Annotated in this window: 16 protein-coding genes, 1 tRNA gene and 1 other annotated feature; of the genes, 5 read left to right on the plus strand and 12 right to left on the minus strand. The window is 53.3% G+C overall.

Annotated elements, in window-relative coordinates:
• Nucleotides 1-152: 152 nt before the first annotated feature.
• Entirely contained in the window at nucleotides 153-1,703 is a 1,551-nt protein-coding gene (gene crtD / locus PN477_RS18510) for a C-3',4' desaturase CrtD (RefSeq protein WP_272119604.1), read from the minus strand.
• A 280-nt stretch (nucleotides 1,704-1,983) separates the two neighbouring features.
• Between crtD and lepB the strand changes: the two genes are divergently transcribed.
• Together lepB and PN477_RS18520 are read left to right on the plus strand one after the other, a co-directional pair.
• Nucleotides 1,984-2,541 carry a signal peptidase I gene (gene lepB, locus PN477_RS18515; RefSeq protein WP_272119605.1) on the plus strand — a complete coding sequence of 186 codons (558 nt, stop codon included), beginning with the start codon at nucleotides 1,984-1,986 and terminating at the stop codon, nucleotides 2,539-2,541.
• A 97-nt stretch (nucleotides 2,542-2,638) separates the two neighbouring features.
• On the plus strand, nucleotides 2,639-4,366 hold the full coding sequence (locus PN477_RS18520) for a diflavin flavoprotein (RefSeq protein ID WP_272119606.1): 1,728 nt from the start codon (nucleotides 2,639-2,641) through the stop codon (nucleotides 4,364-4,366).
• Between the two features lie 8 nt (nucleotides 4,367-4,374).
• On the opposite strand, the gene PN477_RS18525 is transcribed toward PN477_RS18520, so the two are convergent.
• A complete protein-coding gene (locus PN477_RS18525; protein ID WP_272119607.1) occupies nucleotides 4,375-4,551 on the minus strand; it encodes a hypothetical protein in 177 nt (58 codons plus the stop codon).
• Between the two features lie 372 nt (nucleotides 4,552-4,923).
• Here PN477_RS18525 and PN477_RS18530 point away from each other — a divergent pair, with 372 nt between their 5' ends.
• On the plus strand, nucleotides 4,924-5,598 hold the full coding sequence (locus PN477_RS18530; protein ID WP_272119608.1) for a hypothetical protein: 675 nt from the start codon (nucleotides 4,924-4,926) through the stop codon (nucleotides 5,596-5,598).
• The gene (locus tag PN477_RS18535) at nucleotides 5,598-6,212 is read left to right on the plus strand and encodes a hypothetical protein (RefSeq protein ID WP_272119609.1); all 615 of its coding nucleotides are present in this window, start codon (nucleotides 5,598-5,600) and stop codon (nucleotides 6,210-6,212) included. The genes PN477_RS18530 and PN477_RS18535 overlap by 1 nt, the downstream gene beginning before the upstream one ends.
• 134 nt (nucleotides 6,213-6,346) lie before the next feature.
• Here the strand turns inward: PN477_RS18535 and rplL are convergent, their stop codons facing one another.
• The 10 genes from rplL to aroC form a co-directional block, all read right to left on the minus strand.
• Entirely contained in the window at nucleotides 6,347-6,745 is a 399-nt protein-coding gene (gene rplL, locus PN477_RS18540; protein WP_272119610.1) for a 50S ribosomal protein L7/L12, read from the minus strand.
• Nucleotides 6,746-6,814: 69 nt separating this feature from the next.
• Nucleotides 6,815-7,381, minus strand: coding sequence for a 50S ribosomal protein L10 (gene rplJ / locus PN477_RS18545; protein WP_272119611.1), 567 nt, complete (start codon nucleotides 7,379-7,381; stop codon nucleotides 6,815-6,817).
• 33 nt (nucleotides 7,382-7,414) lie between these two features.
• Nucleotides 7,415-7,574 (minus strand) — a sequence feature (ribosomal protein L10 leader region).
• 30 nt (nucleotides 7,575-7,604) lie between these two features.
• Complete coding sequence (rplA, locus tag PN477_RS18550) at nucleotides 7,605-8,321, minus strand: 50S ribosomal protein L1 (protein ID WP_272119612.1); 717 nt, start codon at nucleotides 8,319-8,321, stop codon at nucleotides 7,605-7,607.
• 56 nt (nucleotides 8,322-8,377) lie between these two features.
• A complete protein-coding gene (rplK, locus tag PN477_RS18555) occupies nucleotides 8,378-8,803 on the minus strand; it encodes a 50S ribosomal protein L11 (RefSeq protein WP_272119614.1) in 426 nt (141 codons plus the stop codon).
• Nucleotides 8,804-8,805: 2 nt separating this feature from the next.
• On the minus strand, nucleotides 8,806-9,423 hold the full coding sequence (gene nusG, locus PN477_RS18560) for a transcription termination/antitermination protein NusG (protein WP_272119615.1): 618 nt from the start codon (nucleotides 9,421-9,423) through the stop codon (nucleotides 8,806-8,808).
• Nucleotides 9,420-9,701, minus strand: coding sequence for a preprotein translocase subunit SecE (secE, locus tag PN477_RS18565; RefSeq protein WP_272119616.1), 282 nt, complete (start codon nucleotides 9,699-9,701; stop codon nucleotides 9,420-9,422). Before secE ends, nusG begins: the two co-directional genes overlap by 4 nt.
• A 277-nt stretch (nucleotides 9,702-9,978) precedes the next feature.
• Nucleotides 9,979-10,051 (minus strand) — tRNA-Trp (locus PN477_RS18570).
• A gap of 117 nt (nucleotides 10,052-10,168) precedes the next feature.
• Nucleotides 10,169-10,534, minus strand: coding sequence for a 50S ribosomal protein L19 (gene rplS / locus PN477_RS18575; protein ID WP_072623070.1), 366 nt, complete (start codon nucleotides 10,532-10,534; stop codon nucleotides 10,169-10,171).
• Nucleotides 10,535-10,603: 69 nt separating this feature from the next.
• Complete coding sequence (locus PN477_RS18580; RefSeq protein ID WP_272119617.1) at nucleotides 10,604-11,473, minus strand: MBL fold metallo-hydrolase; 870 nt, start codon at nucleotides 11,471-11,473, stop codon at nucleotides 10,604-10,606.
• 7 nt (nucleotides 11,474-11,480) lie between these two features.
• Nucleotides 11,481-12,575: a chorismate synthase gene (gene aroC, locus PN477_RS18585; RefSeq protein WP_272119618.1), complete on the minus strand. Its 1,095-nt coding sequence runs from the start codon at nucleotides 12,573-12,575 to the stop codon at nucleotides 11,481-11,483.
• Nucleotides 12,576-13,085: 510 nt separating this feature from the next.
• Between aroC and topA the strand changes: the two genes are divergently transcribed.
• A complete protein-coding gene (gene topA, locus PN477_RS18590) occupies nucleotides 13,086-15,770 on the plus strand; it encodes a type I DNA topoisomerase (RefSeq protein WP_272119619.1) in 2,685 nt (894 codons plus the stop codon).
• Nucleotides 15,771-15,979: the final 209 nt, after the last annotated feature.

Below are 15,979 nucleotides of genomic sequence, written 5' to 3' on the forward strand. Positions count from 1 at the left end.
TCAGGATAAATCAATGGCGTGAGTCGTTGAGCCTAGCAACCCTCTGCAACTCTCGTTGTTTGAGTGGATAAATGGTCAGGTAACTGGCTGTTCAGAATCTCCCACTATAGCCCGTAGGGTTTAGTGGGGGAGTATGTCAACGGTAATCCGGTCTAAGGCTGGGATTGGGCGAGGATTTGGCGGACGGCGGTGTGGGCGGAATAGCTGACTCCGGCCGTGCCTTCGCCGGGATGGGTGGAATCGCCGACGAGCCAGAGATGGGGGAACGGGGTGCGTGTGCCGAAGCCGAAGGGGCCAAAGGTGGCGAGGCGTTGGCTCAGACCGCCCACGTACCCCTGATGGCGGGCAGTGTAGCGGGCGAAAGTGCGGGGGGTGGCGGCTTCACAATGTTTGATTGTGTCGGGGGTGAGGTGAAAGTAGCGGCCCAGTTTAGCGATCGCTTCTTCCATCCAGGCTTGTTTACGATCGCGATAGGCGGCGCGATCGCAATCCCACCACGGCCCCACATTCACAAAGGACGAGGCGATGATTGTCGCCTGGCCCTCCGGAGCGCGACCGTCCCCCGGCTGACTCACCGACACAAATAACGAATTATTCTCGCCAATCTCCCCCACCGGATCGTAGAGAAATTGCAGATGGGGCGCACAGTCGGCGGGAATGGCGGCGCGATCGACCCCTAAATAGACCACAAACGCGCCGCTGGGTTGGGGCAATTGGGTGATGCGATCGCAATATTGCCGCTGATTCAGCCAAGTGGTGGGGGGAAAAATCGGGGCGGGTGTGGGTTGCGGGCTGGGGGTCGGATCGAGCAGATCAAGCAAGTTATGCGCCGTCACATTGGCCACCACCTCATCGGCTGAGAAATACTCGCTCTCACCCGTTTTCACGTTCTGAATTGTCACGCCTTGCACGGTTCCCGTCGCCTGATGAATGGCCGTGACGCGATGATTGAGACGTAATTGGCCGCCGTGCTGTTCTAAGGCGGTCACGAGGCGATCGCTCAACACCTGCATACTGCCGTGAAGATGAAACAGACCTTGGGGAGCTTGGGACACCGCCAACGCCGTCGCCGCGTAGAGCAATGCTGTTTCTTCTGCATCCACCTGGGAATAGAGTTTTAATTGCAAATCGAGAAACGTCCGCAACCGTTGATCCGACCCCAACCCCAACCAGCGCAGGGCATCCCCCACCGTCAACGTTGCAAAGGGAGCCGTCAGCAGCGTATCCGGACGCAATGCCCCGATCAATTGCCCCAGATCCCAACCATTGCGGGGCGGCAACACCGGATCGCGCCCCTGAAACCGCCAACTAATTTGGAACAGTTGATTTAACAGCCACCAAAACCGCTCACTACCGGGAAATTGGCGCGATCGCTCCTCCCGCCATTTTGTGCGATCGCGCCACACCCGGATCGGCTCCGTCTCCCCCGGCAAAAATACCGCACAGGCCGGATCGCAAAACGACGCGGGCGGCAATTCCACCCCCAATTCCCCAAAAATCCGGTGATGAATTCCCCCCGGTTCCAACCCCGCCACCTGGGTCGCCCCCACATCGAAGGTAAACCCCCGCCGCTGAAAGGTGGACGCACAGCCCCCCGGCACGGCCGCCTGTTCCACAACAACCGTCTGATAGCCTGCTTTGGCGAGTAACGCACCAGCCGTTAAGCCGCCGATCCCCGCCCCGATCACGATCGCGTGAGGCATGATTTTAACTCTGTAAACTTTTGTAACGTTCCTCTCATTATAAGTCTCGATACAGCAGAAACCCCGGTGGGCTTGGCAACCAAGCCCCAACGAGAGCGATCAGGTAGGGGTTTGGTCTCCAAACCCGGTGCAGTGTGACATTCTCTTTGATCAGTCAAACGGCTATTCCACAGGAAACGCTGCGCGAACGACAACCCTCAACCCTCGGTTAATCTCTCGGCCATTTGCGATACATTGGAACTCGTGCCTATTCTGGGCTGCCCTCACCTTGCAACTGCTGATGACCGAGCCTAATCCTAGCCCTGTTCCCCAATGGCGAGCCTCGCTCTGGGAAAACTTGAAAACGATCGCGATCGCACTCTTTTGTGTTTTTTTAATTCGCACCTTCCTCGCTGAACCCCGCTACATTCCCTCAGATTCGATGCTGCCGACGTTGGAGACGGGCGATCGCGTCGTCGTCGAAAAAGTCTCCTATCATTTCCACCCCCCGGCCATGGGCGATGTGATTGTGTTTAATCCCCCCAGCCTGCTCCAGGAGTATGGTTATCTGCCCAAACAGGCGTTTATTAAGCGCGTCATGGCCACGGGCGGCCATCACATCAGCGTCCATGCTGACCAGGTGTACCGCGACGATGAACCCCTGAGCGAACCCTATACCGCCGCGCCGCCCCACTATGAACTGAGCGATCGCACCATCCCCGACCATCGCCTCTTTGTGATGGGGGACAACCGCAACAACAGCAATGATTCCCATATTTGGGGCGAACTGCCAGAGTCGAATGTGATTGGCCGCGCCGTGTTTCGCTTTTGGCCGCCCCAGCGGATCGGCTGGTTGTAATCGACACCATAACGAACCGTAATCCCAAGGCCCCTAGGAATCATGTCACAATGTAAACAGATTAAACACTGTTAACAAATGTGAAGGAGGTCGTTCCATGGTTGCCACTGCCGAGCAAGCCCAAAAACGCCTAACCATCCAAACCGCCGAGGTTGCCGCCGATACCACGGTGATCCGTTCGCTGGATTGGGATCGCGATCGCTTCGATATTGAATTCGGCCTGCAAAATGGTACGACCTACAACGGCTATATTATTCGCGGCGATCAATTGGCGATCGTCGATACGTCCCACGCCAAATTTAAACAGCTTTACCTCGACGCTCTCACCGGCCAGATCGACCCCAGCCAAATCGAGTACCTCGTGATCAGCCACACCGAACCCGATCACAGCGGTCTCGTCAAAGATGTATTGGCCCTAGCTCCTAACGCCACCGTCGTCGGGTCAAAAGTGGCGATCCAATTCCTGGAAGGCTTTATTCACCAAGATTTCCAGCGCCAAATCGTCAAGAGCGGCGACAAAATCGACCTCGGCAAGGGTCACGTCCTCGAATTCGTCAACGCGCCAAACCTCCATTGGCCCGACACGATCCTCACCTACGACTGGGGCACGCAAACGCTTTTCACCTGTGATGTATTCGGGCTGCACTATTGCAGCGATGACCTGTTTGATGTGCAGTTGAGTGCCATCGAGCCGGATTATCGGTTTTATTACGACTGTTTGATGGGCCCCAATGCGCGATCGGTGTTGGGGGCGATTAAACGGATGAAGAATTTAGGCGAGGTGACGACGGTGGCCAATGGTCACGGCCCGCTGTTGCGCCACAATGCCCACGAGTTGATCCAGCGTTACCACGATTGGTCAGTGTCCCAAACCAAGGGCGAAACGGTGGTGGCGGTGTTTTATGTGTCGGACTATGGGTATAGCGATCGCCTCTCCCAAGCGATCGCCCACGGCATCACGAAAACCGGTATCGCCGTCGAAATGATGGACATGATCGGCGAAGATCAGCAGGAAATTCGGGAATTGGCCGAACGGGCCGCCGGGTTAGTGATTGCGATGCCCCCCGCCGCTGGGGACAAGGCCGCCGAAGCATCCACGAGCCTGAGCACGATCCTCGCCTCCGCCAACGATAAGCAGGTGGTGGGCTTGCTGGAATCCTACGGCAGCGATGATGAACCCCTTGATCCGCTCCTCACCAAATTCCGCAACCTGGGCGTAACCGTGGCGTTCCCCAGTATTCGGATCAAAGATAATCCCGATGAAGCGCTCTATCAACTCTGTGATGAGGCGGGGACGGATTTGGGGCAATTCCTCAGCCGTGAGAAGAGTATTAAAAAGCGCAAATCCCTCGATAGTGATTTGGATAAGGCGATCGGGCGCATTAGTGGCGGCCTGTATATCATTACGGCTCAAAAGAGTGATGTGAAGGGGGCGATGTTGGCCTCTTGGGTGAGCCAAGCGAGTTTTGAACCCTTTGGGGTGTCGATCGCGGTGGCGAAAGACCGTGCCATTGAATCGTTGATGCAGGTGGGCGATCGCTTCGTCCTCAACGTTCTTGAAGATGGCAACTATCAACCCCTGATGAAACATTTCCTCAAGCGGTTTAAACCCGGTCAAGACCGTTTTGAAGGCATCGAAACCCGCCAAGCCAACAACGGTGCGCCGATTCTCGCCGATGCCCTTGCCTATTTAGAATGCGAAGTGGTGAGCCGCATGGATGTGCCGGATCACTGGATTGTTTACAGCCAAGTGACCGATGGCCGGGTGGCGAAAACCGATTCCCGCACCGCTGTCCATCACCGCAAAGTGGGCAATTACTATTAAGTCCGGGGTTAACGCTGGCTGCACTGCTGACAGAGCAAGGCGAAGCTAGCGGCGGTGAGCGTGATTAAGAGCGCGTGGAGCGGATGTTGTCCCTGGCTAATCGCAAAAGAAGTGACAATTCCGGCTCCAACCGTAGCAAGGAGTGCAGATTCTAACAGTCCACTGTTGCTATTGTGATCGTACATAGGGTAATTTCATCGGTCTAGGGCGCAGGGTTGCGCCCTTTTTCAATGACGCGAGGGGTTAAATTTGTCCCTTAGCCTATCACTGGGCTTTTGGTGCGATCGCGCCCTCTCCCCCTTTCGCAATCCATCGTTAACCTTCGCTATCTTTCGTTACAGTTTGATCAAGGGAACTGTTCACACCTTCGCACGTCGTAGGGCCTGCCATTGTCAGCGGCAAATATCCCCAAAATTTTCTCTATTCACCTAAAAAATTCCAAAACCCCTCAACATTCGCTAACAATCCGCAGAGAAAACCAGATTTTTAGGCGAAGATAGAGTAGCGTGTGCTGCACTTGCAAAGTTCTTCAGTATATTGGATACCAAAACACTGAGATGATGAAACCAAAGAATCATTGGACTCGCCGCTTGGCGCTCCTGACCCTAACCTTGGGAACCTTGGCCGAAGGCTCTGCCCTGGCAGCCCTCCCTCAAACTTCTGCCTCACAACAAAACCGTCAGGACATTTCCCAGCGTGAGCTTGCCCAACGCTTTCCCCAAACACTGCAAAGTCAATGTGCATTTCTAGATACAACTACAGAAATGGTAACTGAGGACGGAAATCCGATTCAGCTTCCATCCGGAACCTACGTCAAAATTCTCTCACCATCCCCCAATGCGCAAATGATTCGAGTACATTCGTTTGCTCCCCCCCGCATTGGCGTTATTCGTAGTGAGTATTTGGGCAGAGTAGATTTTTGTAGCCCAGATATTGTTTTTCCCGCTCCTTCAGAACCAGAAGAATCCTACCAATGCTTTGAAGTCATCGTTGATGGGACACTACCAATCTATGCAGCAGACAACACCAACATCAAATACCCAAATAATCCTGTTGTAAGAAACAGGGACTTCATTTTCTTTATTGAACGAGTTCGTCCTGATAGTAGTACGTACTGGGTAAATTTCCGTCCAGTGCCTGGACGGAGGAATACCCCTACCGAAGCAGGATGGATTCTCATCAGTTCCGATCGTGTTGAGCTTAATCAGCTTTCGGAAGGAGTGTGTGATTAATGATTAGTTGGAATAATGTCATTCTTGGGACAGTTGTTTCTGGATTGGTGATTACTCAAGCAGCTCATGCTCAGCTTCAGCAACCAATCCAACTCGCCCAAGAGAATTTAACGGGTCAGTGTCGGCAAGTTAAACAAAACAGCCCGATTTACGAAATGCGAGGTAGCTCAGACGCAATCAGAACGTTACCCCAAGGGACACGGGTGTTATTAGATGAACCTGGGGTAATTGCCGAGCGAATTTATATCACCTTACCTAATGTCATCTCTGGTTTTATAGATCCGAACAATTTGACGGACTGCGGTCTTGACCTGTCTGATACGCCAACGGCTGCACCACAATCTACGCCACCAGACAATAATTCAATCTGTATTAATAGTCGGGTAAGTAGTACTGAAGGCCTCACAATTTGGAGTTTGCCGAGTTCGAGTCCAGAGGTTCCCAAGGTGGATCGTGTCTATCCGGCTGAACGTATCTCAATTATCGGGGAACCTTTCTTTAATCAACAAACCGGGACAGAATGGCTTCAAATCACTCACCCCCTTTCCGGCTGGATTGAGAATGGTGTGCCAAATACCGCCCAAGTGAACACAAGTCCTTGTAATTCGCTATAGCTTTTGAGCTAATTGTGCTGACGTTTTTTAATAAAAAACCTCCCAATCTTTAACGTTGGGAGGTTTTTTAAACGTTGTAGAATCAAGCTCTGATTTTACAGAATCCTCGATTCACTAGATCGAGGGTAATCGATCTACTTGATCGTGGCTTTTGCGCCCGCTTCTTCAAGCTGCTTCTTGATCGCTTCGGCATCGTCTTTGCTGGTGCCTTCTTTGAGAGCCTTAGGAGTAGATTCCACCACTTCTTTGGCTTCTTTGAGACCCAAACCGGTGATCGCACGCACCACTTTGAGGATGGCGATTTTCTTGTCGGCGGGATACTCTTCGAGAATCACGTCAAATTCGGTCTTCTCTTCTTCGGGTTCAGCGGCTGCCGGAGCACCTGCGCCCGGAGCCATCATCATCATGCCGCCACCAGCGGGAGCGGCTGCGGTCACACCAAAGGCATCTTCGATTTGGGTGACGAGTTCAGACGCTTCTAAGAGGGTCAGACCTTTAAGCTTTTCGAGAATTTCGTCGGTTGCTGCGGACATAGTTGGTCTCCTAATGTAATCGTTCGTAACGTGTGAATTTCGTTGGCCAGGCAACGAATTGGGTTTGGCCTACTCGGCCGCGTCGTCTTTGGCGGCGATCGCCGCGATCGCCCGACCCAAAGAACTGGGCACTTCGTTGATACCCCGTGCAATCGAGGACGGCACTTCTTTGACACCCACGGCAATCTTGGTCGGGATCGCATTGAGCGCGCCCGCAATTTGTGCCATGAGTTCCTCTTTAGAAGGCAGATCAGCGATCGCTTTCACCTGCTCTTCATTGAGGGCCCGGCCCTGCATCACCCCGCCTCGGAATTCCGTCTTCTTGGTTTCCTTTTTAAAGGCTTGGTAAGCACGGATTGCACCGCCAATGTCATCTTGGACTAACAGAAAAGCGTTGGCCCCGGACAGAAATTCTGTCATTGGTTGCCACTCGCTATCCTCGGCAATAGCCAGCTCCATCAACGTGTTTTTCGTGATTTTGCATACTGTGCCAAGGGGACGCATCCGATCGCGCAGATTGGTAATCTCCGCAACGGAGAGGCCCTGATAGTCAAAAACAACAGCCAATTGCGACGCACTCAAATGTTCTTTGAGGTCGGCAATGATTTCGGCCTTATTTTCGCGGGTTCTCCCCATAATCTGGTCTCACCTCCTTGTAATTAGCATCGCTTCGCCCACACAAAACCCCGACACGGGGGCCGGGGTTAACGTTACGAAAATAATGTGCTGCGCAGGGTCGTCCGCGATCGCACATCATTCTCGCAACAAACCTCGGCAGGCTATTTAAGCCATCTGCACCTGCTGTCTTCAGCATGTCACAGAGAATGAATCATTCAATTGTGTCGGAATAATGGTTCGTCTAAGCCGCTTCAGTTAACTTCAGATCCCGTAACCCACTGATATCGACCTGAATCGACGGCCCCATCGAAGCAGAAACATAGATACTGCGCCAATAGCGACCTTTTGCACCAGAGGGACGGTTACGATCCACCGTTTCCTGAAGGGCTTTGAGATTTTGTAATAAATCTTCGGCCGGAAACGATGCCTTACCAAACATAACATGAACGATGCCGGTTCGGTCGGCCCGGAATTCTAATTTCCCAGCTTTGAATTCAGCGATCGCACTGGCCACATCCGTGGTCACCGTTCCCGCCTTCGGCGACGGCATCAAGCCCTTCGGCCCCAACATCCGCCCCAACTTCGCCACCTTCGGCATCATGTCCGGTGTCGCAATCAACTTATCAAAATCCAACATTCCTTTTTGGATTTCTTCAATCAATTCCTCCGAACCGAACAGATCCGCTCCGGCATCTTCAGCTTCTTTCACTTTTTCACCGCGACCGATCACCGCCACCCGCACGGATTGCCCCGTACCCTTCGGCAGTGCCACCGTCGTCCGCAACTGTTGATCCGTGTACTTCGGGTCAATCCCCAAGCGGATATGGACTTCAGCCGTTTCATCAAACTTCGCCGTTGCCGTCTCTTTCAACAATGCCAATGCCTCTAGCGGATCGTAGGCCCGGTCTTCGACCTTAGCCCACGCAGCCTGTAACCGGCGTGATAATTTTTTAGCCATGAATTTTATTCTCCTTTGGGTTCCAACGAAGCCGTGCTTCTCCCCGCTATCGTGTTCTAGTCTGTAATCGCAACGCCCATGTTTTTCGCCGTGCCCGCCACAATCTTCATCGCCGCATCAATGTCATTAGCATTGAGATCCGGCAACTTAATTTCAGCGATACTGCGCAACTGGTCACGGGTAATACTGCCCACCGTTTGGGTATTGGGTTGGGCAGCTCCTTTCTCGATACCGGCTTCTTTTTTAATCAAAACCGATGCCGGAGGCGTTTTCAAAATAAAGGTGAAGCTCCGATCTTCATAGATCGAAATTTCCACCGGGATAATCAAACCCGCTTTATCCGCCGTTTTTGCATTGTATTCTTTGCAAAACGCCATGATATTCACCCCATGCTGACCCAAAGCGGGCCCCACGGGAGGGGTCGCAGCGGCTTTACCTGCGGGTAACGCCAGTTTAACGAGCCCAACAACTTTCTTTGCCATAGTTAGCCTTGTTTTTCGACCTGTGTAAATTCCAACTCAACAGGGGTATCGCGCCCAAAAATCGAGAGGAGGGCTTTGAGTTTACTCCGTTCCGGACTGACCTCAATTACTTCTCCTTCAAAATCTTTGAACGGCCCCGACAGGACCATGATCTTATCACCAACGGCCATGTCAATTTTGACAACGGGTTCTTGATCTTCAGCATGTTTGAAGATCCGTTCGACCTCTCCCGGACTGAGGGGAACTGGTCGCACGTGACCCCGCCCTCTCCCGGTGGGGCGTTTTTGCTCAGCGCCGACGAAGTTAATCACATGGGGCGTATTTTTCACCGCTTGCCAGGATTCATCGTCAAGGAGCATTTGCACTAACACGTAGCCGGGAAAGACTTTTTCTTCGCTATGCAGCCGGACTCCGTCCTTACGGACTTTGACTGTGGGGGTTTGGGGAATCTGTACTTGCAAGACGCGATCAGCAACATCTAAGGTGTGAACCCGTTGCTCTAGATTCGTTTTCACCCGTTTTTCACAACCGGATGCGACTTGAACAGCATACCAACGCGGTTTCTCGCGGGTTTCTGGGGACTGCTCATTTTGATGTTCATCTTCGGGTAGAAAACTCATGAAAATACCGCTTTACTCAACCACACAAACAAGTTATCCACGAAATAAATCGTGGTCGCAACGAGGGTCACCATTAAGATGACGGCTGCGGATTCACTGATCAATTGCTGGCGCGAGGGCCAGACGACTTTGCTTAGTTCTTCTTTGGATTCGCTTAAAAAGCCGGTCACACTGAAGTCATCACTTCCTTTGCCGTCTTTTTTGGCATCCGGTTTGCCGCCTTTTGGGGTTGCTGTTGCTTTGGGGGTGTTGTTTGACTGAGGGTTTTTTTTAGCCACGATAACCAGAATCTCCCGTGATACTTGGATGACCTAAACGGTGTTATTGGGGGGTATTGCACCGACTCAAGGGGGTGGGCCGAGGTGCGATCGCAATTCGTGATCCATTGACCCGATCCTCTCGCCTCAAGAGTCGGGTGTCCCTTCTCTTCACGATACCCTAAATCCAGGGTATTCCTGGCCGCTCAAAGACTCACCCGCGCCGAGCAATGATGGCGACTGAATCATCGGAATGGAGCACTCCGCTGTCTACGGCGTATCCCAGTAAGCGTGGTGACGCGCCCTGGAGGACTTGAACCCCCGACATCAGGTTTTGGAGACCTGCGTTCTACCAACTGAACTAAGAGCGCACAGGGAGTCGATGAAGTGGGGTGCTTCAACGGGTTTCTCCACTGGATTTTCATTGTAATGCAAAGCGGGAACGAATGGCTAGTAACGCAGGTAAACCGTCAACAGTAGGCTGGCGGCTACTTGAGGGGGCGATCGAAGCGTTGTTTGATCCGAGTGGCTTTCCCGACGCGATCGCGCAAATAGTACAGTTTCGCCCGCCGCACTTTACCGCGACGCACAATCTTAATCTCACTGACCTTCGGAGAATGAAGCAAGAACACCCGTTCAACCCCCACCCCTTGGAAAATCTTCCGCACGGTGATGGTCTCATTGATCCCGCCGTGACGCTTGGCGATCACGGTGCCTTCATAGGGCTGAACCCGTTCTTTACCCCCCTCTTGAATACGGATACCGACCCGCACCAAATCCCCCACATGGATTGTGGGGATATCATCCTTAATAAATTCCGACTCAACGGAACGAATAATTTCTTCTGCGTGCAACATTCGTTTTGCCCAAAACTCACAGTCTCCTATAGTACCATGAATCATAGAGTACGAGTAGGCCCTCTATTACTGGCCGGCCTGAGTAACATCCAGAATCAAGCCTTCTTTCGCCATCACCGCCGTCGGAGAGGTGGCCAACACTTCTGTGCTGAGGGTATCCAGGAAGGCATCGCTATGGTTTGGCTCATGGTGAAAAATGACCAACTGCTTCACCCCAGCCGCTTCAGCCACCCGTACCCCTTCTTGCCAGGTGGAATGGCCCCAGCCCACTTTTGGCGATTTGGGGTTGTGGTATTCCGCATCGGTGTACATCGCGTCATAGATGAACACATCCGCACCCTGCGCTAGGTGGAGCACATTTTCATCCAAGCGATCGGGTAAATGCTCGGTATCCGTGCAATAGACTGCCGTATAGCCGCGCCAACTGACCCGGTAGCCCATGGCCCCGTTGGGATGGTTGAGGGGCTTGGTTTCGATGGTGATGTCATCGAGTTGGAAGGCTTCGCCGCAGACAATATCGTGAAAACGCAGATCGGCGGAAATATCAGCGATGGGGACAGGGGAATTAACATGGAGCACCCGTTCTTTAAAGTGCCGCTCCATCGTCATCAGTTCCCCTTCTGGTGGCACTTGGCCATGGATATGAAACCGATCTTGGGGGCTGAAATAGGGAAAGAAAAAGGGGATTCCTTGGATGTGATCCCAGTGGTAATGGGTGAAGAAAACGTAGGCTTCGATAGGGGACTGTTTCAGCAGGGATTTACCCAAAACCCGGAGACCGGTGCCGCCATCAAAGATCAGATGTTTACCCCCAATGCGCATATCGACGCAGGAGGTGTTACCGCCGTAACCGACAGTCTCAGGGCCAGGGGAGGGAATGCTTCCCCGGACTCCCCAGAATTGGATCAGAAATTCATTAGAAGGGTTAGTTTCCATGGAGCACTCAAGGCATTAAAACAGTACATTGACCCTGATTCCGCAGGAGGTGATCGCACAGGACAAGGGCCACCATTGCTTCCACCATGGGGACAGCTCTGGGTAAAACGCAGGGGTCATGACGACCTTTTGCGGCCAGGACAGTGGCCTCACCTGTGGTTGTCACCGTTTGCTGTGTTTGTCCTATGGTAGCAGTGGGTTTAAAGGCAGCCCGTAAAATAATCGATTCTCCGTTGGAGATTCCCCCTTGAATACCGCCGGAACGGTTGGTGGCTGTGCGCATTTTTCCCTGATCATCGAGGCAGAAGGCATCATTGTGTTCTTTGCCGGTTAAGACGGTACCGGCAAAGCCTGACCCGATTTCAAAGCCTTTCGTGGCGGGTAAGGACATGATCCCTTTGGCGAGATCGGCTTCGAGTTTGTCAAAGACGGGTTCGCCGAGGCCGCGAGGGACGTGGCGGGCGACACATTCGACAACGCCGCCGAGGGAGTTTTGATCGCGCCGGGCTTGGTCAATTAGTTCTATCATTCGGTCGGCGCATTCGACATCCGGACAGCGGACGATGTTGGCTTCGACTTGGTCGAGGGTGACGGTTTCGGGGTCGATCGCGCCTTCGAGGGTTTGGATGCGTTTGACGTAGGCGACGATTTCAACGCCGGCCACTTGGTGGAGAATTTTTTTAGCGATCGCCCCTGCTGCCACCCGGCCAATTGTCTCCCGTGCGGAGGAACGCCCACCCCCCTGCCAATTACGAATCCCATACTTGGCATCATAGGTAGCATCAGCATGGGAGGGGCGATACTTGAGACGCATTTCCTCATAATCCTGGGGGCGCGGGTCTTTGTTGCGCACCATGATCGCGATCGGTGTGCCGAGGGTTTTCCCCTCAAACAGGCCCGACAAAATTTCGCATTGATCGGCCTCTTTGCGAGGGGTGGTGATTTTGCTTTGGCCGGGGCGGCGGCGATCGAGTTCAAACTGAATCTCATCGCGGCTGATCTCAAGCTGGGGGGGACAGCCATCAATCACCACGCCCACGCCGCCCCCGTGGGACTCGCCGAAGGTGGTGATCCGAAACAGATGCCCAAATGTACTGCCCATAGTCTTGTCGCTGAGGAATGGCCACATTTTATCCTAACCTTTGGGGGGATGCGGAAGCGGGACACAATTCGGATTTACGGTTCGGATTCATGGTGATGCGATCGCCCCCCTACCCCAGAGCCAAGCCGTCCCTTGGGCCATCGATGGTAATCCGGGCAGGCTTCAAAAGAATTAATGGGGTCAAGCCCTCACTATATCTTTATCATCCAACCCCGTTTGTCCCCCACAGGCCACCATAGGACACATCATCGGCTAACTTAGATGGAATAGTGACACCACCGTTCAGAGCAAGGCGCGATCCTGCCTCCCTTACGATTCCATCGACCTGATTTCACCGCACCACAGCCCCCGATTTTGCCCCAGCATCGGCTCAAGCTTGATCCCATCCACTGCCAATTCTGGCTGGTCTGTGGTATCTCTGAAAATAGGTAAATCATTTACCCCTGACCTTGAAGTTATTAGCCGACTGTTTCGCAATCTCTGATAACTCCATTCCTTGATAACCGACTTATGTCCACTCTTGTTATTGTTGAATCTCCCACAAAAGCCCGTACCATTCGGAACTATCTTCCCAGTGACTACATAGTCCAAGCCTCCATGGGTCATGTGCGGGATTTGCCCTCATCCGCTGATGAAATTCCAGCCTCCTACAAGGGACAAGATTGGTCGCAACTTGGGGTCAATGCTCACAACAACTTTGAACCGATTTACGTCATTCCGAAAACCAAAAAAAAGATTGTTAAGGAATTAAAAGATGCCCTCAAAAATGCCGATGAATTAATCCTGGCCACTGACGAAGACCGCGAAGGCGAAAGTATTTCCTGGCATTTGTTACAAATTTTAAAGCCGAAAACTCCCCCCAAGCGGATGGTTTTTCATGAAATCACCGCCGAAGCCATCCAAAAAGCCCTGAATAACTGCCGCGACATCAACGAAAATCTCGTCCACGCCCAAGAAACCCGCCGCATTCTCGATCGTCTCGTCGGCTATACCCTCTCGCCGCTGCTGTGGAAAAAGATTTCCTTCGGACTGTCCGCCGGACGGGTTCAATCGGTATCGGTGCGGCTTTTGGTACAACGCGAGCGCGAGCGGCGAGCCTTTCAAACCGCCTCCTATTGGGATCTCAAAGCCCACTTGCAGGCCAAAAAAGGTAAATTTGAGGCGAAATTAGTCACCCTGGCGGGGAAAAAGCTCGCAACCGGGAGCGATTTTGATCCGAGCACCGGCACAGTCGCCAAGGGTAAAAAAGTCGTTGTCCTCAATGAAGCCGAAGCCCTGGCCCTCAAAGAGCGTCTCGAACCCCAAACCTGGACGGTGAGCCACACCGATGAACGGCCCACCACCCGCCGCCCGTCGCCCCCCTTCACCACCTCCACCCTGCAACAGGAGTCCAACCGAAAACTGGGGTACTCAGCGCGGGACACGATGCGCATTGCCCAAAAACTTTACGAAGAGGGCTACATCACCTATATGCGGACGGATTCGGTGCATTTGTCGGAGCAGGCGATCGCCGCCGCCCGCGATTGTGTCACCCATAAATACGGCAACGAGTATTTACCCAAGAAACCGCGCCAATACACCACGAAAAGTAAAGGAGCCCAGGAAGCCCACGAAGCGATTCGGCCGGCGGGGTCGAGTTTTCGGACACCCCAGGAGACGGGATTGAGCGATCGCGAATTCCGCCTCTACGACCTGATTTGGAAACGCACCGTCGCCTGTCAAATGGCCGACGCTAAACTCACCCAACTCAGCGTCACCGTTAAAGTCGATGATGCCGAATTCCGCGCCAGCGGCAAACGGATTGACTTTCCCGGTTTCTTCCGTGCCTACGTTGAAGGCAGCGATGATCCCGATGCCGCCCTTGAAGATCAAGAAATTACCCTCCCGGATCTCAAGGTGGATGATGTGCTGAACTGTCAGGCCCTCGACCCCCTCAGCCATGACACCCAGCCCCCCGCCCGCTACACCGAAGCCTCCTTGGTGAAAGTCCTCGAAAGTGAAGGCATTGGCCGCCCCAGCACCTACGCCAGCATCATCGGCACAATCATCGATCGCGGCTATGCCCAGATGCGCAACAAAACCCTGATCCCCACCTTCACCGCCTTCGCCGTCTCCCGTCTCCTCGAAGATCATTTTCCCGATCTAGTCGATACCGGCTTCACCTCCCGGATGGAGCAAACCCTTGATGAAATTGCCGCCGGTGATGCCAAGTGGTTGCCCTATCTAGAATCCTTTTATTTAGGGGAACAGGGCCTCGAAAAGCAGGTCAAAGTCCGCGAACAGGACATCGAAGTGGGCAAAGCCAAAACCGTCATCCTCGACAACCTGACGGGGGTGGTTAAAATCGGTCGATTCGGCCCCTATATTGAAGTCCCCTACGGTGATGATGTGGTGACTGCCTCCATTCCCCCGGACTTAACCCCGGCGGATCTTACCCCGGAGCAAGTGGATCAACTGATTCGCCAAAAACTGGAAGGCCCCGAAGAATTGGGCGTTCATCCGGAAACGCAAGAATCCATTTATGTCCTCGTGGGTAACTATGGCCCCTATGTGCAACTGGGCGAAAAAACCGATGAAAATCCGAAACCCAAACGGGCTTCCCTGCCCAAGGGGGTGAAGACGGAAGATGTCACCCTGGATTTGGCCCTGGGACTGTTGGCGTTGCCTCGCCTGTTAGGGGAACACCCGGAAACCGGTGCGAAGGTGAAAGCCAGCTTGGGACGGTTTGGGCCCTATGTCGTTCATGATCAAGGCAAAAACGGTAAGGATTATCGGTCGATTAAAGCGCCGGATGATGTGTTGGAAATCACCTTGGAGCGGGCCTTGGAACTGTTGGCCCAACCGAAGCGGGGCCGGGGTCGCAATGCGAGTAAAACGCCGCTGAAAGAGTTGGGGGCACATCCTGAGGATCAAGAACCCGTCAACATCTATGCCGGCCCCTATGGGAATTATGTGAAGCATGGCACAGTTAATGCGGGTTTACCGGAGGGTGAAACGATTGAGACGATGACCCTGGAAAAGGCGTTGCCCATTTTGGCGGAAAAGGCGGCAACGAAAAAGAAAACCACCCGCAAAAAATCCACTAGCACCCCGGCGAAAAAGTCCACCCCCGCCAAAAAATCGACGACGGCGAAAAAGTCCACCACGACGAAGAAAACCACCACCCGCAAAAGCTCAACTCGCAAGAAAGCTTGATCCTCAAGGGTCAGTCTTGCTTTTCCTGATCGATGGCGGTGGAGTTGATCGGCGGTGGCGCGATCGCACTCTATCTCAAGTGTCAAAAGAGGACTCCCGTTATAGCCGAAGGCTTAACGGTGAGATGAATTTTGACCAACAAAGAAAACTGAGCGAAGCGAATCCTACAGGGTTGACTTAGTCCTGTAGGAAAGTTAGGATAAGGGGGA

Origin of the sequence: Spirulina subsalsa CS-330, from assembly GCF_028330765.1 — a bacterium.
Lineage (GTDB): Bacteria > Cyanobacteriota > Cyanobacteriia > Cyanobacteriales > Spirulinaceae > Spirulina > Spirulina subsalsa_A.